The 22107-nt window shown below is 71.9% G+C and carries 20 protein-coding genes; 10 read left to right on the forward strand and 10 right to left on the reverse strand.

The genetic code is table 11. From position 1 onward, the window contains the following. Position 1 precedes the first annotated feature (1 nt). Positions 2–313: a hypothetical protein gene (locus ACK4LS_RS03070; RefSeq protein WP_409712958.1), complete on the reverse strand. Its 312-nt coding sequence runs from the start codon at positions 311–313 to the stop codon at positions 2–4. 112 nt (positions 314–425) lie between these two features. On the opposite strand from ACK4LS_RS03070, the gene ACK4LS_RS03075 reads away from it, so the two are divergent. Then, entirely contained in the window at positions 426–743 is a 318-nt protein-coding gene (locus ACK4LS_RS03075) for an ATP-dependent DNA ligase (RefSeq protein ID WP_409712961.1), read from the forward strand. 3 nt (positions 744–746) lie between these two features. Here the strand turns inward: ACK4LS_RS03075 and ACK4LS_RS03080 are convergent, their stop codons facing one another. Then, entirely contained in the window at positions 747–1073 is a 327-nt protein-coding gene (locus ACK4LS_RS03080) for a hypothetical protein (protein WP_409712964.1), read from the reverse strand. A gap of 112 nt (positions 1074–1185) precedes the next feature. Here ACK4LS_RS03080 and ACK4LS_RS03085 point away from each other — a divergent pair, with 112 nt between their 5' ends. From ACK4LS_RS03085 to treZ, 7 genes are all read left to right on the forward strand, one after another. After that, complete coding sequence (locus tag ACK4LS_RS03085; RefSeq protein ID WP_409712967.1) at positions 1186–1329, forward strand: hypothetical protein; 144 nt, start codon at positions 1186–1188, stop codon at positions 1327–1329. 43 nt (positions 1330–1372) lie between these two features. Then, complete coding sequence (locus ACK4LS_RS03090) at positions 1373–2050, forward strand: GTP pyrophosphokinase family protein (protein WP_409712969.1); 678 nt, start codon at positions 1373–1375, stop codon at positions 2048–2050. A gap of 22 nt (positions 2051–2072) precedes the next feature. Next, positions 2073–2957, forward strand: a complete 885-nt coding sequence (locus tag ACK4LS_RS03095) for a transposase (protein WP_409712972.1) — start codon at positions 2073–2075, stop codon at positions 2955–2957. Beyond that, a complete protein-coding gene (locus ACK4LS_RS03100) occupies positions 2954–3442 on the forward strand; it encodes a glutaminase (RefSeq protein WP_409712975.1) in 489 nt (162 codons plus the stop codon). The genes ACK4LS_RS03095 and ACK4LS_RS03100 overlap by 4 nt, the downstream gene beginning before the upstream one ends. Before the next feature lie 117 nt (positions 3443–3559). Beyond that, a complete protein-coding gene (gene glgX, locus ACK4LS_RS03105) occupies positions 3560–5773 on the forward strand; it encodes a glycogen debranching protein GlgX (protein ID WP_409712978.1) in 2214 nt (737 codons plus the stop codon). A gap of 5 nt (positions 5774–5778) precedes the next feature. Next, entirely contained in the window at positions 5779–8184 is a 2406-nt protein-coding gene (gene treY, locus ACK4LS_RS03110; RefSeq protein WP_409712981.1) for a malto-oligosyltrehalose synthase, read from the forward strand. An 84-nt stretch (positions 8185–8268) separates the two neighbouring features. Further along, entirely contained in the window at positions 8269–10020 is a 1752-nt protein-coding gene (treZ, locus tag ACK4LS_RS03115; RefSeq protein ID WP_409712984.1) for a malto-oligosyltrehalose trehalohydrolase, read from the forward strand. A 216-nt stretch (positions 10021–10236) separates the two neighbouring features. Here the strand turns inward: treZ and ACK4LS_RS03120 are convergent, their stop codons facing one another. The 4 genes from ACK4LS_RS03120 to ACK4LS_RS03135 form a co-directional block, all read right to left on the reverse strand. Next, complete coding sequence (locus tag ACK4LS_RS03120) at positions 10237–10638, reverse strand: hypothetical protein (protein ID WP_409712987.1); 402 nt, start codon at positions 10636–10638, stop codon at positions 10237–10239. Between the two features lie 105 nt (positions 10639–10743). Further along, positions 10744–11559: a tryptophan-rich sensory protein gene (locus ACK4LS_RS03125; RefSeq protein ID WP_409712990.1), complete on the reverse strand. Its 816-nt coding sequence runs from the start codon at positions 11557–11559 to the stop codon at positions 10744–10746. A 116-nt stretch (positions 11560–11675) separates the two neighbouring features. After that, the gene (locus ACK4LS_RS03130) at positions 11676–12404 is read right to left on the reverse strand and encodes a glutamine amidotransferase-related protein (RefSeq protein ID WP_409712993.1); all 729 of its coding nucleotides are present in this window, start codon (positions 12402–12404) and stop codon (positions 11676–11678) included. A gap of 65 nt (positions 12405–12469) precedes the next feature. Then, the gene (locus ACK4LS_RS03135; RefSeq protein ID WP_409712996.1) at positions 12470–13045 is read right to left on the reverse strand and encodes a LysR substrate-binding domain-containing protein; all 576 of its coding nucleotides are present in this window, start codon (positions 13043–13045) and stop codon (positions 12470–12472) included. A 193-nt stretch (positions 13046–13238) separates the two neighbouring features. Here ACK4LS_RS03135 and ACK4LS_RS03140 point away from each other — a divergent pair, with 193 nt between their 5' ends. Continuing rightward, positions 13239–13628 (forward strand): DUF1304 domain-containing protein, encoded by a 390-nt coding sequence (locus ACK4LS_RS03140; protein WP_409712999.1) that lies wholly within the window; start codon positions 13239–13241, stop codon positions 13626–13628. A 181-nt stretch (positions 13629–13809) separates the two neighbouring features. Here the strand turns inward: ACK4LS_RS03140 and ACK4LS_RS03145 are convergent, their stop codons facing one another. The 4 genes from ACK4LS_RS03145 to ACK4LS_RS03160 form a co-directional block, all read right to left on the reverse strand. Further along, a complete protein-coding gene (locus ACK4LS_RS03145; protein WP_076673580.1) occupies positions 13810–14217 on the reverse strand; it encodes a transferase in 408 nt (135 codons plus the stop codon). 255 nt (positions 14218–14472) lie between these two features. Continuing rightward, positions 14473–15249, reverse strand: a complete 777-nt coding sequence (locus tag ACK4LS_RS03150; protein WP_409713003.1) for a DNA-formamidopyrimidine glycosylase family protein — start codon at positions 15247–15249, stop codon at positions 14473–14475. Beyond that, positions 15242–19927, reverse strand: a complete 4686-nt coding sequence (locus tag ACK4LS_RS03155; protein WP_409713006.1) for an ATP-dependent helicase — start codon at positions 19925–19927, stop codon at positions 15242–15244. Before ACK4LS_RS03155 ends, ACK4LS_RS03150 begins: the two co-directional genes overlap by 8 nt. Before the next feature lie 162 nt (positions 19928–20089). After that, positions 20090–20755 carry an alpha/beta hydrolase gene (locus tag ACK4LS_RS03160; RefSeq protein ID WP_409713009.1) on the reverse strand — a complete coding sequence of 222 codons (666 nt, stop codon included), beginning with the start codon at positions 20753–20755 and terminating at the stop codon, positions 20090–20092. A gap of 176 nt (positions 20756–20931) precedes the next feature. On the opposite strand from ACK4LS_RS03160, the gene ACK4LS_RS03165 reads away from it, so the two are divergent. Next, the gene (locus ACK4LS_RS03165; RefSeq protein WP_409713011.1) at positions 20932–21546 is read left to right on the forward strand and encodes an NUDIX hydrolase family protein; all 615 of its coding nucleotides are present in this window, start codon (positions 20932–20934) and stop codon (positions 21544–21546) included. Positions 21547–22107 lie beyond the last annotated feature (561 nt).

Here is a 22107-nt window from a genome sequence, read left to right on the forward strand (position 1 = left end):
CTCAATCGCCCGGGTGGTCCGGTTCCGGGACGAGCAGAAGGCCGCCGGAGGAGTTCGCCGAGTTCGCGAGGGCCTCGATCCACGCGCGGCTCAGCAGTGCGGGCTCGGACTCGTCGAAGACGAACCGCAGGGGGATCGACGGGTGCAGCCACACCGTGCTGCGCCCGACCTCCTGGTGCGGCCCGTGCGTCCACGACAGCGTGAAGCTCTCGCCGCGTCGGAGCTTCGTCGCGATGACGACCTTGACGTGCGCCAGAGCGCGATCCTCGATCTCGATCGGCGTTGCGACGTCACCGTAATAAAGCGTTCCCACACCCGCACGTTAGTCGTCCGAGGCCCGGGTCGAGCCGGGGGTTGATTCGGGCGGGGCGGCGTGGCACCCCCGGAACGGGGGAAACCCGTCTTCCTCGACTAGGCTCGGACGCATGGGCAGATTCATCTACGACACCGTGGCCAACGCGGTCGACATCGATGACCGCACGCTCGCGCACCTGCGCATCGTCGTGATGAACAAGCTGCGCCGGTCGGAGTCGTTCATGTTCGACGTCGAGGTGGGCGACGGCAGCGGTCGCCGCAGCTTCTGGATGCACCCCTCGGTGCCGATCCAGTTCCACTTCTACGGCAGCCGTCAGCCGCGCATCAACCGCGTGTGGGTCGAAGACCTCATGCTCGCGGCATCCGGCCCCAACGGTCTGGCGATCACTCCGGAGCCGAGCGAAGACGGGCACGTCGAAGAGGGCTGACGCCTAGCGCTGCTCGGTCTGTTCGGCCGGGGTGATGTCTTCGGGGACGAGCATGATGCCGCCCGAGGAGTTCGCGGAATCGGCGAGCCGCTCGATCCATTCGCGGCTCAGCGTGGCGGGCTCCGCCTCGTCGAAGACGAAGCGCAGCGGAATCGCGGGGTGCAGCCAGAGCGTGCTGCGGCCCCGCTCCTCGTCGTCACGGTGACGCCACGACAACGTGAAGCTCTCGCCACGGCGGAGCTTGGTCGAGATCACGACTTTCAGGTGGGCCAGCGCTCGGTCTTCGATGTGCACCGTGGTGCCGCTGCCGCCGTAGTGAATGGTCCCCATGGGATTCACGATACGCCAGCCCCTCCGGTACGCGCATGGATGCCGATAGTCAAGACCACCGGTCGGCGGCCCCGCGGCTGTCAGAGTGGGGATCTGCACGGAAGGAGGCGCCGTGACACATCCCCCCATTCCCCGGCAGCCCGGCCCGGCGGATGATCCCGACGATCTCCCGGACGTCTTCCGGGGTCTGATCGCGATCGACGTCGTCGACGGCGAGCTGGTTCCCCGTTCGTCCGTGCCCCCGCGCGAAGAGTGACGCTCCCAGCGGCCTCGTAGCCACCCTCGGTAGCGTCGACGGCATGTCGGAGCCGCTGGACGATCAGCAGATCACGGTCTCCGGGGCGGCGTTGCGCGCTCTGCGCGACGAGTTCCAACGCTTCCTCATGGAGTACCGCTTCGGCCTCGCCGAGGTCGAGACCAAGATCTCCATCCTGCGCGAAGAGTTCCAGGAGATGCACGCGTACAACCCCATCGAGCACGTCTCGAGCCGGGTGAAGTCTCCCGACAGCCTCGTCGACAAGGTGCGCCGCAAGGGCATCGAGACCGACTTCGACTCGATCCGGTCGGCGATCACCGACGTCGCCGGCATCCGGGTCACGTGCAGCTTCATCGACGACGCCTACCGCCTGTCCGATCTGCTGACCCGGCAGGACGACATCACGGTGCGCGACGTGAAGGACTACATCGCCGAGCCGAAGGCGAACGGCTACAAGAGCCTGCACGTGATCGTCGAGGTGCCGGTCTACCTCTCCACCGGGAGGGTCGACGTGCCCGTCGAGGTGCAGTTCCGGACCATCGCCATGGACTTCTGGGCGAGCCTGGAGCACAAGATCTACTACAAGTACGACCGGCTCGTCCCCGACGAGCTCCTCGCCGAGCTGAAGAACGCCGCCGACACCGCCGCCGAGCTCGACGCCCGCATGGAACGCCTGCACCGCGAGATCCGCGGTCCGCGGCCCGGGGTGGTCTCGCTCTGAGGAGCCGGGTCACAATGGGGGGATGAGCGACGACGCGGCCCCCTCCGACGCCGCGGGCCCCTCCGACGACGCGCGCCTCGACGAGATCGCCGCCGAGCTGCTCGCGCTCCCGCCCGCGCGCTTCACCGCGGCGCGCAACGAGAAGGCCGCAGACGTCGCCGGGACGGTGGGGCGACGCATCGCGAAGGTGCGCAAGCCCACCGTGGCGGCCTGGGCGGTGAACCTGCTCGTGCGCGACGGCCAGCTCGGGGAGGCCGTCGAGCTCTCCCGGGCCCTGCACGAGGCGCAGGAGGATCTGGATGCCGCGGAACTCGCCCGTCTGGGGCGCCAGCGCCGCCAGTTGGTCGCCGCCCTGGCGCGACGCGCGGGCGAGCTCGCCGCCGAGGCGGGCACCCCGCTCAGCCCGGCGATGGCGGACGCGGTCGAGAAGACCGTCAACGCCGCGGTGGTCGACGCGGCGGTCGCGGCAGCCGTGCTCACCGGTCGGCTCGTGTCGGCCGTCGACCTGGCCGACCTCGACGGGAACGCCCTCGCCGACGCCGTCGTGGGTTCGGTCCCTCCGGCCATCCCCGCGCGGACGCCGCGCGACGACCTGGCCGCGCGCCGCGCCCGGAAGGCCGCCGAGCGGGCGGTGCGCGAAGCCGAGCGCGCGAGAGCGGATGCCGAACGCGGGCGAGCGGCGGTCGAGAAGCGACTCGAGACCGCTCGCGAGCGCGCCGATCGAGCCCACGAGCGCGTCGACGCCCTGCGGGCCGATCTGGAGCGGGCTGAGAGGGAGGCCGCCGGGGCGGACGACGTCGTGCGTCAGCAGGAGCGCGAGCGGGCGGACGCCGCCGACGCGGTGCGCAGCGCCACGCGCGCGCTCGAGCGCGCGGAGAGCGTCCGCGATGAGGGGGCAGAAGGATGACGCACCCTCCGGTGGGGGAACTGCTGGCCGACGCGCGTGCCCGTCTCGGCGACGCTCCGCGCGAGCGCATCGGCGAGCTGCAGGAGGGGCGACGGCTTCTCGGCATCCCCCGGGCGGCCCGGATCGTCGCACGCGGGACCGCCTGGCACCTCGGCGTGCTGCTGCTCACCGACGACGACGTGCTGGCCACGGGTGACATCGTGCGCTCGCGCACCGAGGTGCGCCGGGGGTTCGCCGCCGAGTCGCAACGGCGTCGCGCGGAACTCGCGGCCGCGGCGGCGCGCGGCGGCGTCCCCGAGGGGGACACCGTGCACATCGGGTGGCAGGTGGTCGACACCGTCTCCCTCGGCCCGCGCTCGCACCCCCTCGCGGTGCGCGACGGGCAGGCGCAGGTGCGCTGGAGCGCGGCCGGCGGCTACCTCCCCCTCGCGCGCTATCTCGACGAGCGGATCGAGTTGCTGCGGCATCCCCCCGAGCGCGCCTGAGGCCCGCGGTCGCGGGCGGGCGCCGGGCGGGGAGCGTGCATAGTCGGGAGGGGTGCGGGTGTCAACGGCGGGGACCGCGTCGGCTCGGCGAAACGACGCTGGTCTATCGTGAGCCACGTGCAGCAGGTATGGCCAGGATCCAGTTATCCCCTCGGGGCCACTTACGACGGTAACGGGACGAACTTCGCCCTGTTCAGCGAGGGGGCCGAGCGCGTCGAGCTCTGCCTCTTCGACGAAGACGGAACGGAGACGTGCGTCGAGCTCGTGGACGTCGACGCGTTCGTGTGGCACGCCTACCTCCCCAACATCCAGCCGGGGCAGCGGTACGGCTACCGCGTGCACGGCGAGTACGACCCCTCCCAGGGCAAGCGCTTCAACGCCAGCAAGCTGCTGCTCGACCCGTACGCGAAGGCCGTCGAGGGGCAGATCGACTGGGGCCAGCCGGTCTTCAGCTACGAGTTCGGCGACGCCGACTCGTTCAACGACGAGGACTCCGCCCCCCACATGATGAAGGGCGTGGTCGTGAACCCGTTCTTCGACTGGGCGGGCGACCGTCAGCCGAAGATCCCCTACGCCGAGAGCTTCATCTACGAGGCCCACGTGAAGGGCCTCACCCAGCTGCATCCCGACGTGCCCGAGGAGTTGCGCGGCACCTACGCCGGCATCGCCCACCCGGCCGTCATCGACCACCTGCGCAAGCTCGGCGTCACCGCGATCGAGCTCATGCCGGTGCACCAGTTCGTCAACGACTCCACCCTGGAAGAGAAGGGGCTGTCGAACTACTGGGGCTACAACACCATCGCCTTCCTGGCGCCGCAGAACACGTACTCTTCCACCGGTGACCACGGTCAGCAGGTGCAGGAGTTCAAGGCCATGGTCAAGGCGCTCCACGCCGCCGGCATCGAGGTCATCCTCGACGTGGTCTACAACCACACCGCCGAGGGCAACCACATGGGCCCGACGCTGTCGATGCGCGGCATCGACAACGAGGCGTACTACCGCCTCGAAGACGACGACAAGCGCTACTACACCGACTACACCGGCACCGGCAACAGCATGAACGTGGGCAACCCGCACACGCTGCAGCTGATCATGGACTCGCTGCGCTACTGGGTGCTCGAGATGCACGTCGACGGCTTCCGCTTCGACCTCGCATCGACCCTGGCCCGGGAGTTCTACGAGGTGGACAAGCTCGCGACGTTCTTCGAACTCGTGCAGCAGGACCCGATCGTCTCGCAGGTCAAGCTCATCGCCGAGCCCTGGGACGTCGGCCCCGGCGGCTACCAGGTCGGCAACTTCCCGCCCCAGTGGACCGAGTGGAACGGCAAGTACCGCGACACGGTCCGCGACTTCTGGCGCGGTGAGCCGCAGGCTCTCGGCGAGTTCGCCTCGCGCCTGACCGGCTCCGCCGACCTCTACGAGCACTCGGGCCGTTTCCCCGTGGCATCCATCAACTTCGTCACCGCGCACGACGGCTTCACGCTGCGCGACCTCGTGTCGTACAACGAGAAGCACAACGACGCCAACGGCGAGGACAACAACGACGGCGAATCGCACAACCGCTCCAGCAACATGGGCGTCGAGGGTCCCACCGACGATCAAGACGTGCTGAAGCGTCGGGCGCAGCAGCAGCGCAACCTCATCGCGACGCTGCTGCTGAGCCAGGGTGTGCCGATGCTGCTGCACGGCGACGAGCTGGGCCGCACGCAGGGCGGCAACAACAACGGCTACGCGCAGGACAACGAGATCACGTGGGTGGATTGGTCGAACGTCGACCACCCCCTCATCGAGTTCACGGCGGCCCTCGCGCGCCTGCGCAAGCAGCACCCCACCTTCCGCCGCAGCCGGTTCTTCGACGGACGCCCGGTGAAGATGGAGGAGGGGGCCCCGGTCCCCGACGTGGTGTGGCTGCGTCCCGACGGCTCGCTGATGCAGCCCGAGGACTGGGACAACGGCTTCGGCCTCGCGGTGGGCGTGTTCCTGAACGGTCAGGGGATTCGTGAACGCGACCGCCGCGGTGAGTCGATCAGCGACGACCACTTCCTCGTGCTGTTCAACGCCGGCGACGACAAGGTCGATTTCCGCCTGCCCGACTTCGACTACGCCCCCGAGTGGGACGTCTATGTCGACACGGCGGGGGAGCGCGCGAACACCAAGCCGCTGAATCCCGCCCAGACCATCGCCCTGGAGCCGAAGTCGCTCATGGTGCTGCGCGAGCACCACCTGCCCGAGCCCGAGGTCGACCACTCCGTCGCCGCCTCCCTCACCGCGCAGATCCAGGTCGTCGGCACCGACGACCTGCCGGGGCAAGCCCCCAAGCCGGAGCTCTGAGCGCCGTGCGGCATCCGCTCTCGACCTACCGCCTGCAGATCCGCGAGACGTTCACGCTCGACGAGGCCGCCGAGGTCACGGGTTACCTCCGTGACCTCGGGGTCTCGTGGGCGTACCTCTCGCCGATCCTCGAGGCCACGCCCGGCTCCGACCACGGGTACGACGTCGTCGACGTCACGCGGGTCGACCCCGCGCGCGGCGGCGCCGACGGACTCGATCGCTTCGCCGCGGCCGCGCGCGCCGCGGAGCTCGGCATCCTGATCGACATCGTGCCCAACCACATGGGCGTCTCCGAGCCGCGCTCGAACGCGTGGTGGTGGGATGTGCTGCGCCAGGGCCGGGCCTCCGCGCACGCCGAGGCGTTCGACATCGACTGGGAGTTCGGCGGCGGCCGGGTGCGTGTGCCGATCCTCGGTGCCGACCTCGCCGAGGTGATCGGTGAGATCTCGTACGACCCCACGGTCGCCGACGATGCCCCCGACGGGCTGATCCGGTACTACGACCACGTCTTCCCGGTCGCGCCGGGAACGGGGACGGATGCCGCGGCCGCGGGCTCCCGCGACGCGATCCAGACGCTGCTCGCCGCGCAGAACTTCGAGTTGCGCTTCTGGCAGGACGAGGCGGCCGATCTCAACTACCGTCGCTTCTTCGCCGTCACGACCCTCGCGGGCGTGCGCGTGGAGCTGCCCGAGGTGTTCGACGCCACGCACGCCGAGATCCTGCGCTGGGTGCGCGAGGGCCTCGCCGACGGCTTGCGCGTGGACCACCCCGACGGTCTCGTCGACCCCGGCGGCTATCTCGACCGCCTCGCCGTCGCGCTGGAGGAAGCCGGCGACGGGGAGGTCGGCTACGTGCTCGGAGAGAAGATCCTCGAACACGGTGAGGCGCTGCCGTCGTGGTGGAAGACCGCCGGCACGACCGGCTACGACGCGTTGGCCGAGATCGACCGCGTGCTGACCGACCCCGCGGGCGAAGCGGCGCTCGACGCCCTCGACGCGCGCCTGCGTTCGGATACCGACCTCGCGCCGCTCACCGGCTGGCACGATCTCATCCACGACACCAAGCGCAAGATCGCCGACTCGATCCAGGTGTCGGAGATCCGCCGTCTCGTGCGCGGCCTCCCCGCGGCGCTGCGCGACGAGTTCGAAGCCGAGGTGCTGCAGGACGCGCTCGCCGAGATCCTCGCATGCTTCCCGGTGTACCGCTCGTACCTTCCCGCCGGTCGCGCGCACCTCGACGCCGCCGCGGGCGAAGCCGAGGTGCGCCGGCCCGAGCTGGGCGACGTGATCGAGAAGCTCGTCCCGGTGCTCGCCGACACGAGCCTCGAGGTCGCGTGGCGGTTCCAGCAGACGACCGGGCCCGTCATGGCCAAGGGCGTCGAAGACACGGCGTTCTACCGCTACACGCGGCTGGGATCGCTCACCGAGGTGGGCGGCGACCCGGGGGAGTTCTCCCTCGACGTCGCGGGCTTCCACACCGCGCAGGCCCTGCGGCACGCGTCGTGGCCCACCGCCATGACGACGCTGTCGACCCACGACACCAAGCGCGGAGAGGACACCCGCGCCCGCATCGCGGTGCTCGCGGAGATCCCCGACCGCTGGGCCGCGCGCCTGGAGGAGTTCCGCGGGATCGCCTCGACCGGTCACGGGCCTTTCGACGCCCTGCTGTGGCAGGCCATCGTGGGGGCGTGGCCGGCATCGGCATCCACTCCCGAGGGGCTGAAGGACTACCGCGAGCGTCTGCACGCGTACGCCGAGAAGGCGGCGAGAGAAGCGTCGGAGAGCACCGGGTGGTGGGAGCAGGACGAGGCGTTCGAGGAGCGCATGCACGCGGTCGTCGACGCGGCCACGGGCCCGGCGGCGGAGCGCGTGCGCGCCTTCGTCGACGAGATCTCGCCCGCGGGCTGGTCGAACGGCCTGTCGGCGAAGCTCCTGCAGATCATGGGGGCGGGCGTTCCCGACGTGTACCAGGGCTCGGAGCTGTGGGAGCAGTCGCTGGTCGATCCCGACAACCGTCGCGCGGTCGACTTCGCCGAGCGGGCGCGTCTGCTCGCCCGGATCGACGCTCCGGGGGCTCCCGTGCCCGCGGTGGATGCCACGGGGGCGGCGAAGCTGCTCGTGACCTCGCGTGCGCTGCGTCTGCGCCGTGAGCACCCGCTGGAGATCTACCGTCCGCTGGAGGCCGCGGGAGTGGCATCCGAGCATGTCGTCGCGTTCGACCGCGGCGGGGTGTTCGCCGTGGCGACGCGCCTGCCCCACGGTCTGCGCGCCGCGGGTGGATGGCGCGACACGGTGCTGCTGCTGCCGGAGACGCCCGTCGTCGACGTGCTGACCGGCCGCTCCTTCGCCGGCGGCCCGACCCCCCTGGCCGACCTGCTGGCGTTCCTGCCGGTAGCCCTCCTGATCTTCTGACCACGAGCGCGTGAGGGGTCGCTTTCTGTCGCCTCGCGCCTCGCCAAGCGACATTTTCCGACCCCTCACGCGTAAGGACACCCCATGAGCATCGACGTTTGGGCACCGAAGAGCACGCGGATGCGACTGCGCCGGCTGGACGACAGCGGCGATGCCGTCGTCGAAGACGTCGAGATGACCTCGACCTCGGGCGGGTGGTGGACGGCTCCGGTCGACCTCGCCGACGGCGAGCGCTACGGCTTCGTGCGGGGAGACGGCGACGACCTGCGTCCCGACCCGCGATCGCGCCGCCAGCCCGGCGGCGTGCACGAGGCGTCGGCGTGGTTCGACCCCTCGGTCTACAGCTGGAACGACGGCACGTGGACGGGGAAGCAGCTCGCGGGCGGGCTCATCTACGAGCTGCACCTGGGCACGTTCACCCCGGAGGGGACCCTGGATGCCGCGATCGGGCGCCTGGACCACCTCGTCGACCTCGGCGTGACCCACGTGGAGCTGCTGCCGGTCAACGGCTTCAACGGCACGTGGAACTGGGGTTACGACGGGGTGCTCTGGTACACCGTGCACGAGGCGTACGGCGGACCCGAGGCCTACCAGCGTTTCGTCGACGCGGCCCACGCGGCCGGGCTCGCCGTGATCCAGGACGTCGTCTACAACCACCTCGGCCCCTCGGGCAACTACCTGCCCGAGTTCGGCGAGTACCTGCGCGAGGGCAGCCGCAACACCTGGGGCGACTCGGTCAACCTCGACGAGGACGCCGTGCGCTCCTACATCGTCGACAACGCCCTGATGTGGATGAGCGACTACCACGTCGACGGTCTCCGTCTGGATGCCGTGCACGCGCTGCTCGATCACCGCCCGGTGCACCTGCTGCAGGAGCTGGCCGAGCGCACCGACGCCCTGTCGGCGCACCGCGGCATCCCGCTCACCACGATCGCCGAGAGCGACATGAACGACCCGAAGCTCATCCTCCCGCGCGAGGCCGGGGGCTACGGGTTGACCGCGCAGTGGTCGGACGACTGGCATCACACCGCCCATGTCGCGCTCACGGGCGAGACGATCGGCTACTACGAGGACTTCGCCGATCTCGAGGCCTTCCGCAAGGTGAGCGAGGGCGGTTTCTTCCACGACGGCACCTACTCGTCGTTCCGCGAGGAGAAGCACGGGCACCCCGTGCCGGAGGCCGTGCCGAACTGGCGCCTCGTCACCTTCGCCCAGGACCACGACCAGATCGGCAACCGTGCCGCCGGAGACCGTCTGTCGCAGTCGCTCGGCTACGACCGCCTCGCCGCGGCCGCCGTGCTGACGCTCACCGCGCCGGGGACGCCCATGCTCTTCATGGGCGAGGAGTGGGGTGCCACCACGCCGTGGCAGTTCTTCACCTCGCACCCCGAGCCCGAGCTCGGAAAGGCCACGGCCGAGGGGCGCATCGCGGAGTTCGAGAAGATGGGCTGGGACGAGTCCTCCGTCCCCGACCCGCAGGACCCGGCGACCTTCGAGAACTCCAAGCTCGACTGGCACGAGGTCGGTGAGGGCGATCACGCGCAGCTGCTCGGCCTGTACCGAGAGCTCGCGAAGCTGCGTCGGGAGCGTCCCGAGTTGACCGACCCCTCTCGCGAGGGCCTGTCCGCCGGGGCCCGCGAGGCCGAGGGCGGGCGCGTCTACGAGCTGCGCCGTCGCGATCTCGTCGTGGTGGTGAACCTGTCGGATGCCGAGGCCTCGGCCTCCGTGGCATCCGGGTCGCGCGTGCTTCTGGCGACCGCCGAGGGCGTGGCGCTCGACGGCGACGCCGTGACGGTGCCCGCGGGGGCGAGCGCGATCGTCGCACCGGCTCTCTGACCGCTCGTCGACGGCCCCGTCCCGCGAGGGGCGGGGCCGTCAGTGTGTCCGGGGTCGCGCCGCGGCGGAGGCCGGAGACCGCCCCGCCTCAGGCGGCGATCGCGAACAGGCCGCCGATGCCCAGCGCGTACAGGGCGGGCACGATGAACGAGTCCACGCCCATGCCCAGGATCCGTCGTTGCGGGCGGAAGATGAGCCCCACGACGTAGACCAGCGTCAGCAGCGCCGCCGCGGCGGTGAGGTAGATGTCGGACGCATTCGCTCGGGGGAGACCACGGCCAACACGCCACCACGGCCAGGCCCTCGAGCACGAGCGTCAGCGAGGCCGCGCGGTAGGTGAGCGGCTTCACGCCGCGCCCCCGCCTGCCGAACGCGTCGAGGATCACGAGGACGACCGTCTGCAGGGGAATTCCGCCGAGTGTTGCCGACGGCGACGTCGAGATTCCCCGAGATCGCCGCGGAGACGGTGGCGATCTCGGGGAGGTTCGTCGCCGCGGCCCGCACGATGAGCCCGCCGAGGGCGCTTCCCAGATGCAGGCGGGCGTCGAGCACGTCGGTCGCTTTCGACAGCTGGATGCCGGCGACCCACACCACGGCCGCGGCGGCGACGAAGATCACGACGAGAAGGGCGAGAGGCAGCGATTCCGCGCCCCGATGACACCGCTCCGCTCCCCGCGATCACCCCTGTTTGCGAGGTGGATGCCGAGGGCCTACGGCGAGCTGTCAGTCGACGCCGGGACGGATCACGCGCAGCACGCTCACGATCGCTGGCACCAGCAGGACGACGGCGGCCACGATGATCGCCGTCAGCCCGATCGGACCGCTCTGCGGCTCGCCGGTGAAGCGCTCGACGGCGAGCCAGCTGAGGCCCCACGCGAGGGCGAGGGCGGGCGCGACGCGCCAGGAGCTGCGCCACGCGATCGCGAGACCGATGAGCGCCACCACGATCAGGACGGCGACGCCGATGGCATCCGCCGCGTCCTCCCACCTCGCGGGGACGACGGTGGTGAGCCAGGCGGCGATGTTGGCGACGGTGGCGAGGGTGACCCACCCGAGGTGCAGGCCCGTGACCCCGTCGATGAGCACGGAGTCGACCACGCCGCCGCGGGGTTCGCGGGTGGCGACGGCGACGCGGAAGGTCCAGCCGAGGGCCGCGAGCAGGAGCACGATGACCACGACCGTGAGCAGCAGTGTGCCGAAGCGCGCGGCGACGAGCCACAGGCCGTTCATCGTCATCGTGAGGGCGATCAGCCAGCCGAGGGCGCGCTGACGGGGGTTCGTGCGCTGGCGGGGGAGCGCCTGCCAGATCGCGTAGGCGATCAGGCCGAGGTAGATGACCGACCAGATCGAGAACGCGGGACCGGCGGGAGCGAGGTACGACCCGTCGGTGTCGAGGGCGCCGCCCTGCTGATCCTCCACCGCGCTGTCGCCGAAGGCACCCGCTCCGATGACGGCCGCGATGAGCATGAACGACACCGCGGAGAGGACGACGATCTGGCGCGCGAGGTCGACGCCGCGCCACTGTGCTGTTTCGTTCATACCGAGAACACTAGATAAGCTAGGGAAATTCGGTCCCGAGGGTTGACATCGCGCCACGCGGCGCGACGGCTCGGCGGCGGGCCGCCCGGGGGCGCCGCAGCGGGGCGGTGCCCGCGTCAGGCGGTGACGGTCCGGGCCGCGAACGCGCGCAGCAGGCGCGTGGGCTGCTCCACCGACGCGGTGCGCACGTAGGCGGAGACCTGCTCGAACGCGTCGGCGTCGAAATAGCCCGCGTCGCGATACACGACCATGCGCGCGACGAACGCCTCGGTCGTGGGCTCGGGGTGGAACTGCGTGGCCCACAGGCTCCGCCCGGCCCGGTAGGCCTGCACGGGGCACGCGGGGTTCTCGGCGAGCAGGGTCGCGCCCGGCGGCACGCTCGCCGCGCCCTCCTTGTGCGCGGTCAGCGCCTGGAAGCGCGGATCGAGGATGCCGAACAGCTCGTCGTCTCGGCCCGCTCCGGTCAGCGCGATCTCGGTCGGACCCGTGCCCTCGGGGTGGCCGAGGGACACGCTGCCGCCCAGCAGGCGCGTGACCACGCCGATGCCGAAGCAGGTGAACAGCGCGCTCGTGCGCCCCTCGATCGCCGCCGCGGCCAGTCGCTCGAGGTCGCGCTCGAGACGGCGCTGCTCGTCGGTCTTGTCGGGATCGGTGACGTTGAAGGGGCTCCCGCCCACCACGACGCCGGCATAGCGCTCGAGATCGGCCGGAAGCGTCTCGCGCACCAGATCGTGGTGCACGAGGTCGTCGTCACCCACGCCCAGGCCGTCGCGGAACGAGGCCCATTCGGCGACCGCAGCGTCGCGCTGCGGGCGCGCGCAGACGTAGAGGAGGGGGGCTGTCACTCCGAGATTCTATGCGGGCCGTCTGAATGGGCGCCGGAACGCCCGACACACGGGGGAACCGGGGCTCAGCGCGAGGAGTTCGCGGTGCGACCCCGCACGATGCCGACGAACGTCTCGACATCGGGCGTCGTCTTCTCGCGCAGCCACGCGAGCGCGACGATCGATCGCGGACCGTCGCGCAGGACGCGATGCTCGACGTCGCGGCGTTGGTGGGCCCGCGCGAGCGACATCGGCATGATCACGACGCCGACGCCCGCGGCCACCGTGGCGACGGCCTCCGCCGTGTCGACCGGGGCGGCGAACGCCGGGGGCACGGCAGCCGGGATCCGGGGGCGCACCACGTCGTCGGCGGGCACGATCACGATCTCGCCCGCCAGGTCGGCGATGCCGAGGTCGTCGGCGGCGGTGAGATGCGAGTCGACCGACATGACCACGACGGCGAGCTCCTCGTACAGCTCGATCACGTGGATGTCGTCGGATGCCGCCAGGGGCAGGCGCACGAGGGCCGCGTCGACGTCGTCGAGCGCGTCGCGCTGGGCGTCGACCGCGATCTCGCGCAGCTCGAGCGACACGTGCGGGAGACGCTCGCGCCAGAGGCCGATCCACTTGCCCGGGGTCGCGCCCGGGATCGCGCCGAGCACGAAGGTGCGCGGCTCTTCCGCGGCTGCCGGGGCGGGTCGAGACGCGGGGCGGCGATCAGCCTTCGCGGCGGGGCGTTTCCGGGCCCCCGCGGAGGGTCGCGCGGGTCCGCCGCGTCGAGCGGCTCCACCGCGCCCACGGGATCCGCTGCCGTTCGCCATGGTCCCAGGCTAGCCGCGGGACTAGCGTGGGGGGATGATCGGCATCCTCGCTCTGGTGTTCGCGGGGCTCGCGGCCCTGCTGCACGTGTACATCTTCGTGCTCGAGAGCGTGCGTTGGTCGCACCCGAACACCTGGCGGATCTTCGGGATCGCCGATCAGCGGGCCGCCGACACCACGAAATCGATGGCGTACAACCAGGGGTTCTACAACCTGTTCCTCGCGATCGGTGCGGCCGTCGGCGTGGGATTCTGGGTCGTCGAGGGCATCGGCGAGGTCGCCGGTCGCACGCTGCTGATCTTCTCGCTCGGGTCCATGCTCGCCGCGGCGATCGTGCTCGTGACCTCGGGGCGCCGGTACCTGCGGCCGGCGGTCATCCAGGGCACGTTGCCGCTGATCGGCGTGGTGCTCGCGATCCTCGCCTGACCGTGCGGGAAGGCGCGGGCTCCCGCGCCCGAGGCGCGCGGCGATCGAGGCCGCGGGATCGCGTCGTTCCCCTCGGGCGGGTCGCGCGCGGGCGTGACCGGACACGGATGCCGTGCCCGGGCACGCGAAACCCGCACGCTCCGAGGAGGCGTGCGGGTCGTCGGTCTCGGTGGTTCCGGGTTCAGGCCGCCAGGCGAAGCCCCCGGCGGTCGGTCGCGACGGCCTCGCCGTCGTTGATGATCTCGTCGTCGCCGATCAGCGAGCCCACCGCGATACGCGCGTTGTGACCCACCTGCGTGCGGACGCCGATGTGGGCGCCGGCGCCGATCACCGCTCCCGCGCAGATGTGCGCGTGCGGTTCGATACGGGCTTCCGGACCGATGACGGCGTCGGACTCGATCCACGCGCCGCGGCCGACTCGAACACCGGCCGCGATCTGAACGCCGGGTTCGACGTACGCGCCGTTCTCGACGAGAGCCGACGGGTGGACCTTCGCGCCGTGCGCGACGAGTCCGCGACCATTGACGTGCTTGCGGTAACGCAGCGTCTCGCCGTGGTCGTTTTCGATGTCGATGTAGTTCTTTCCCACGATCCCCTCCGGTCGGCCGTCGGGTGCGCCGACATGTATGACAACGGGTCGGGAATGCCCTTCATTCCCTCGCACGGTTGTTCGTCGCCCCCACCGCGATCGGTTTCCTCGATGTCGAGAGAACCGGTCCGGAGCGCCTCCGGCGTTTTGTCGTCCCCTTGTTCTCGCACGCGAAACCGGATGACGCGGGCGGCTTGACACGTGGGCACGTGGGGGTCGCTTCCCGCCCGGTGGGCGGGGGACGGTGTCGTCGGGTCAGCCGGGCTGACAGGTGGGGCACCAGAACACGTTGCGTTCGGTGGTGGCAGAGGCGCCGAGGCTTCCCGCGCGGATCGGGGTGCCGCACCGTCGGCACGGCGCCCCCTCGCGGCCGTAGACCCAGAACCGTCGCCCGGGTCGGCTGTCGCCGGTGAACGTGCGCTCGGGACGCGGGAGGTTCGCCCGGATCATGCGCTCGCCGAGGGCGATGGTGGCCGCGGCGTCGATCTCGGTGGCGGGGGTCGTCGGCGCGATGCCGCGCACGAACAGCAGCTCGTTGGCGTAGACGTTGCCGAAGCCGGCGACGTTGCGCTGGTCGAGCAGGACCACGTGCGCCGCCCGGTCGTCGGCGGCGACGCGTCGCACGGCCTCCGCCTCGTCCCAGTCGTCGGCGAGCAGGTCGGGTCCGAGGTGGCCGATGACGGTGTGCTCGTCGGCGGTGCGCAGCACCTCGACCATCGCGAGGTCGAAGCCCACCGCTTCGGCGCCCGCCACGCCGACGATGGCGCGGGCCTTGAACGCCTGCCTCCGCCAGCGTTCGCCCGGCCGGTAGACGTCCCAGCGCCCCTCCATCTTCAGGTGCGAGTGAAGGGTGTACCCGCCGACGCGGAGCAGGAGATGCTTGCCGCGGGCGGCCACCTCGTGCACGGTCTCTCCGCGGAGGTCGGCCGTCGCGCTGCCCGGAACGCGGACGTCGAAGCGCGTGACGATCTTGCCGGCCAGCGCCGCGTGCAGCTTGGCCGCGGCGCGGTAGACGGTGTCTCCCTCAGGCACGGGCGGCCTCCCGCAGGGTGTCGCCCGCGGTGAGCTTGCGCAGGGTGAGTCCCTTCGGGGACTCCACGAACCCCGCCTCCCTCAGCGCGCGCCCGACGGCGGTTCCGTAGACGAACTCCCCGTTCACCTGCTCGACGGTGAGGGTGTCGAGCCGGCGCTTCCTCGCGGTCTCGGCGAGGTGCCGCGCGGCGGCCTGCAGGTGCGCCTCGTCGTCGGTGAAGGCGAGCGCGCTGCGTCCGCCGCGCTCGAGGTACAGCGTCAGCTCGCCGTCGACGAGGACGACGACCCCGCCGGCCTTCCGGCCCGGGCGGTGCGTGACCCCCTCGATCGTGGGCCAGCCGAGTGCGGCGCCGTACGGATTGGCGGGATCGGTGGCGGCGAGCGTCACGGCGCGAAGAGGCGGCGGGTCGGCGACGGCGGCGAACTCGCGGAGGCGGTCCACCGTGGCCGACGCGGCGAACTGCGCCGCGCCGAGCTTCTCGATGACGTAGCCGCGTCGACAGTGCCCCGCCTCCTCGAACCCGGCGAGGATGCGATACACCTGCGCGAAGCCGCCGGGGACGCCCTCGGACTGCACCGCCCCGCGCGTCACCACGCCGTAGCGGTCGAGCAGCAGGCTGGCCGTCGCGGTGGCGCGCGCGGCGGCATCCGCCTCGCGCTCGGGCAGGAGCGACCAGCGTCCGCCGAGCGACGGCGGGCGGGGGGCGGAGGTCGCTCGCGGCATCGTCGCCCCACGGTACATGCGGGCGCGGGGTGCACGCCGGGCGACACGGTGGGACTGCCCGCCTCCGCTGAGCAGGGTGCGCACCGGGGCGAAGGTGTCGTTCGTGACGCGCCCCGCCCAGGTGAGGGCCCACAGGGCGTCGTTCACCGACTGCTCGTTCTCGGCCCCGGCCAGCTGCTTCAGCTGCGCGGAGAAGTAGGCGCCGCCCCCGGCCAGGGCGGCGAGGATGCGTGCCTCGAGTGAATCGGGCGCGGGATCGTCGGCGTCGTCGGGGTCTTGCAGCGTGAAGGGGGCGGCCTCCGCGGGGTGCAGGGCGATCCACCCGTCACGGCCGGGGAGCGTGCCGTGCCCCGACCAGACGACCTCGCCCGTCGCCGTGAGTTCGTCGAGCAGGGCGGGGGAGTAGTCGGCGACACGGGAGGGCAGCACGAGCGACTCCCAGGCGCTCGCGGGGATGGGCACGCCGGCGAGCTGTTCGATGACCGCCAGTACGCCGTCGATGCCCTCGAGCGGGCGTCCGAGGTGCTGCCAGACGGGGAGGAACCGGGCGTAGGCCGCGGGCGAAACGGGCTCGACGCTCCCGTGGATCGCGGCGAGGGAGCGCATGCGCAGGCGCCGGAGCACCTCGACGTCGCACCACTCGATGTCGTCTCCGCGCGCCCCGCCCGAGGCCTCGGGAAGGAAGAAGCCCGACGCCAGGCGCCCCTGCGACTCGAGCCTCTGCAGCGTGAGCCGCGCCACGGCGACGCCCACGCCGAGTCGCTCCGCCACCGCGTCGGTGGGGAACGGCGCGTGGGTGCGGGCGAAGCGCGCCACCAGGTCGCCGAGCGGATCGGCCAGGGGCTCGAGGAACGCGTTCGGGATGCCGACCGGCAGCGCCGCACCGAGGGCGTCGCGCAGTCGCCCGGCGTCTTCGATCCCGGCGACGCGCGGGATGCCGGCGATCGTCACGCGGATGGCGCGACGGTCGTCGACGAGGGCGGCCAGGTGCTGCTCGGCCTCGGCGACGGCATCCGCCTCGGTGTCGAGGCGAGCGGCCACCTCGGTCGCGTCGAGCGGGCCGAGGATGCGCAGCAGATCGGCGACGCCCTCGATGCCGCGGGCGCGGCGATCGGGGTCGAGGCGCTGGGCCTCCCGCTCGAACTGGGCGATGATGTCGGGGTCGAGCAGCTCGCGCATCTCGACCTTGCCGAGCAGTTCGCTCAGCAGCGCGGGATCGACCGAGAGCGCGGCGGCCCGGCGCTCGGCGAGGGGCGAGTCGCCCTCGTACATGAAGGCGCCGACGTAGCCGAAGAGCAGGTCGCGGGCGTAGGGCGAGGGCTGGGAGGTGGTGATCTCGACGAGGCGGATGCGGCGCTCGCCGATCTGCCGCGTGAGCCGCAGCAGGGCCGGCAGGTCGTAGACGTCTTGGAGGACCTCTCGCAGTGTCTCGAGGATGATCGGGAAGGTCGGGTGGCGCTTCGCGACCTCGAGCAACTGCGCGGAGCGCTGGCGCTGCTGCCACAGCGGCGAGCGGCGGTTGGGATTGAGCCGGGGCAGCAGCAGGGCGCGCGCGGCGCACTCGCGGAAGCGGGAGGCGAACAGGGCGGATCCGCCCACCTCGTCGGTGACGATCTGCTCGAGTTCGTCGGGCTCGAAGACGAAGAGGTCGGCTCCGGGCGGCTCGGCCGCGGCATCCGGGACCCGGGCGATGATGCCGTCGTCGCTCGCGACAGCCGCGCCCTCGACGCCGAGACGCTCCCGGATGCGCGCGTTGACCGCGAGCGCCCAGGGTGAGTGCACCTGCATGCCGTACGGGGAATGCAGAATGATGCGCCAGTCGCCGACCTCGTCGCGGCTGCGTTCGACGGTCAGCGTCTTGTCGGTCGGGAGGCTCCCCGTCGCTTCGCGCTGCTCGGCCAAGTAGGCGAGCAGGTTGGTGATGGCGTTGTCGTCGAGACCCGATTCGCGCAGGCGCTCCTCCGCCTTGGCGCGGTCGGCGCCGGCGATGTCGCGCGAGAACTTGCCGAGCGCCTCGCCGAGCTCGGCGGGGCGGCCGATGCCGTCGCCGTGCCAGAACGGCAGCTTTCCCGGCTGGCCGAACGCGGGCAGGACGTTGACGCGGTCGTGCGTGATCTCGACGATGCGCCAGCTCGTGGTGCCGAGTGTGAACACGTCGTTGATCCGCGACTCGTAGACCATCTCTTCGTCGAGCTCGCCGACGCGCGCGTTCTGCGACTCGCCCGCCACGAACACCCCGAACAGGCCGCGGTCGGGGATGGTGCCGCCGCTGGTGACCGCGACGCGCTGGGCCCCCGGGCGACCCGTGAGCGTTCCGGCGTCGCGATCCCAGACCAGACGCGGCCGCAGCTCGGCGAACTCGTCGGAGGGGTAGCGACCGGCGAGGAGGTCGAGGGTGGCCTCGTAGGCGGAGCGGGGGAGCGAGCGGAACGGCGCACTGCGCTTGACCGTCTCGAACCACTCCTCGACGTCGATCGCCCCGAGCGCCGAGGCCGCGACGGTCTGCTGCGCGAGGATGTCGAGCGGGTTCTGCGGCACCGAGATGGCCTCGATGCGCCCTCCGAGCATGCGCTCGGTGACCACGGCGGTGTGCAGGACGTCGCTGCGGTGCTTGGGGAAGAGCGCGGCGCGACTGACTTCGCCGACCTGGTGACCGGCGCGTCCGACGCGCTGCAGACCGGAAGCCGCGCTGGGCGGCGACTCGACCTGGATGACGAGGTCGACCGCTCCCATGTCGATGCCGAGTTCGAGGCTGCTCGTGGCCACGACGCAGCGCAGCGCCCCGGACTTCAGCTCGTCTTCGACCTGGGCCCGCTGCTCCTTCGAGACCGAGCCGTGGTGGGCCTTGGCGAGGATGGCGGCGACCCCGGCGGAGGATCCCGCCTGCGCCATGAGCGACGCCGGCACCGTCGGCTCGGGCACGTCGATTCCCTGACGCTCGGCGTAGATCTCGTTCAGGCGGCCCGTGAGGCGTTCCGCGAGGCGGCGGGAGTTGGCGAACACGATGGTCGAGCGGCGTTCGAGGATGCGGTCGACGATCGCCTCCTCGACGTGCGGCCACACCGACCCCGCCATCTCGGTGCTCTCCGGGCGGTCGGAGAACCATTCGCCGTCGCCCACCTCGTCGGGCGCAGGGGAGCCCGGCGGGGGCGGCGGGTTGAGCATGTCGTCGACGGGCACGACGACCGAGAGGTCGAACGCCTTCGTCGCCTTGGGCGCCACGATGTCGACCGGTTGTGCGCCTCCGAGGAAACGCGCCACCTCGTCGATCGGCCGCACGGTGGCGGAGAGGCCGATGCGCTGGGCGGGCTTGTCGAGGAGGGCGTCGAGCCGCTCGAGGCTGACGGCCAGGTGCGCTCCGCGCTTGGTGGCGGCGACGGCGTGCACCTCGTCGATGATCACCGTGTGCACGCCCCGCAGCGTCTCGGCCGCCTGGCTCGTGAGCATGAGGTAGAGCGATTCGGGCGTCGTGATGAGGATGTCGGGGGGATCGGCGACGAGCTTGCGCCGATCGCTCGAACTCGTGTCGCCGGACCGGACGCCCACGCTCACCGCCGGCACCTCGATGCCCAGGCGTCGGGCCGATTGGCCGATCCCGACGAGCGGCGAGCGGAGGTTGCGCTCGACGTCGACACCCAGCGCCTTCAGCGGCGAGATGTACAGGATGCGCGTGTTCGTGGGCGGCGTCTTGGCGGCGGCTTTCGGCGCCCCGCGCTTCGCGCGGCGCGGGGGCTCGGCATCCGGTGCCTGGGGCTTCTTCTCGCGGAAGACGCGGTCGATCGCGAAGAGGAAGGCCGAGAGGGTCTTCCCCGAACCGGTCGGCGCGACCACGAGGGCGTTGCGCCCCGACGACACGGACTCCCACGCGCCCTTCTGGGCGTTCGTGGGCGCCGAGAACGCACCACGGAACCAGTCCTGCGTCGCAGGACCGAATCTCTCGAGCACGTCGGCCATGCCGACATCCTCCCCCGGACCTCCGACATCGGGCCGGGGTTGACGTTCGCCCGCCGCGGAACGGGCGATCGCCCCGGGGCCGCGGCCCCTCGGTCGCCGGTCGGACGGGGAGCTCGCCGGGGCGGCCCTCCGCGGGCTCCCGTCGCGGGTCGCCCCCGCGCCTCAGGCGTCGGGAGTCGCGCTTCCCGCGAGACGGGCGTCGAGGAAAGCGCGCACGTCGTCGAGCTCGTCTTGCGAGATGGAGTGCGTCAGCCCGGGGTAGACCCGCCCGCTCAGCTCGCTGTGCGCGGGCAGCCACTGCGCGGTCATGTCGATCAGGTGCGGCGGGATGACGTCGTCGGCGGCGCCGCGGCCCCAGAACACCGGGGGGCGCCGCTCGGCCAGCACCGCGTCGCCCGGCAGCTCGCCCCCGGCCGCGTACCCGGCGACCACCACGGCGAACGACACCGCGTCGGGAGCGACCCGCAGCGTCTGCAGTGCCACCGCGCCGCCCTGCGAGAAGCCGAGCAGGCCCACGGGTGCCTCGCCCACGGCGTCCCGCACCCACGCGAGCAGCGCGCGGGCGGCCAGGGTGACGGCCTCGGGGGCGCGGCCGTCGAGGCCCTCGATCGGATACCACGATGCTCCGGGCGTGGGCCACGGAGGGACGAGAGGGGCGCGCACGCTCGCGATCGCGAAGGCGTCGGGCAGATACGGGACCAGGCCGAAGAGGTCGTGCTCGTCGGAGCCGTATCCGTGCAGGAGGACCAGCACGGGGCGGCCCTCGCGCTCGGACGGCGGCACCGACCAACGCACGACGGACGGATCGAGAGACGGATGCGCGCTCATGCGGCCATTGTGGCAAAGGCCGCCGACATCGCATCCGGAGTCGACGCGACCGGCGGGATGCCGGAGCTGCCGGCGACGGCGATCACGGGCCGGGCGCGGGGCGTTCGCGCGTCGAACCCGGGGTCCGCTCGTGCGGGACACGCGGCATCCGCGGCAGACGTTGATATACAGGGACCATGCCCGTGCGCACCCCCGACCCCGAACCCGGCGACAACGGCGACGAGCGCGAACCGCTCTCGGCGTCCTTCTCAGGCGCGCCCGGAGGTCCGAACGCCAACCCGGGATGGCTGAGCGAGGTCGAGCTGGCCGAGGCGCGTCGACGCCTGCCGATGCTCTACGTCGAAGCCCTGCCGGTGCGCACCGACGGCATGGGGGCGGTCACCCAGGTCGGCATCCTGCTGCGCGCGACACCGCTGGGTGAGATGACCCGCACGCTCGTCTCGGGTCGTGTGCGCTACGGCGAGACCGTGCGCGACGCCCTGTTCCGACACCTCGAGAACGACCTGGGGCCTATGGCGTTCCCGCTGCTGCCCCCGCAGCCGACCCCGTTCACGGTCGCCGAGTACTTCCCGCTGCCGGGGATGACCGCTTTCCACGACGACCGCCAGCACGCGGTCTCGCTCGCCTACGTCGTGCCCGTGACGGGCACCTGCGAGCCGCGCCAGGACGCCCTCGAAGTCACCTGGCTCTCGCCGCAGGAGGCGGCCTCCGAGGCGCTGTCCGACGAGATGGAGGGCGGCCGCGGCACGCTCATCCGCCTCGCGCTGGCGTCGGTGGGCGCTCTGCGCTGAAGACGGCCGCTCCCCGGTCGGCGCGACGACTCCTCCCCACCCTCCCCACCGGGGTGGGAACGCGCAGGAGGCATTGCCCGCGCCGGTGACCCTGCCTAGGGTCGAGGGATGCCGGATTCACCCCTGGAACCCCTGTCCCTGCCGCGCGATCTCGAGGGCTGGCGCGCGTTCGCCGAGGAGCGCCCGCGCGAGCGGCTCGAGCGGGTCACCGCGATCGACGAGCGCCTCGTCGCCGAGACCGACTCGACACTGCGCGAGCGCCTCGCCCTCTGGAACGAGGCCGACATCGCGCTCGCCGAGGCCGCCGCGCCCTCGCACTTGATCAGCGAGTCCCACCCCGACGCGGGGGTGCGAGACGCCGCCGAGAAGCAGGCCCAGGCCGTCGACGCGGTGCAGTCGCGCCGGCTGCTCGACCGCGCGCTGTGGGGGGTGTTCGCCGACGCCGACGACGCGGAGCTCGAACCGGACGAGCAGCGCTTCCTCGCGCAGGTGCGGCGCGACTTCCGCCGCGGGGGCGTCGACCTGTCGGATGCCGACCGCGAACGCGTGCGCGAGCTGACC

It is taken from the genome of Microbacterium sp., assembly GCF_046295495.1.
In the GTDB taxonomy this organism is placed as follows: domain Bacteria; phylum Actinomycetota; class Actinomycetes; order Actinomycetales; family Microbacteriaceae; genus Microbacterium.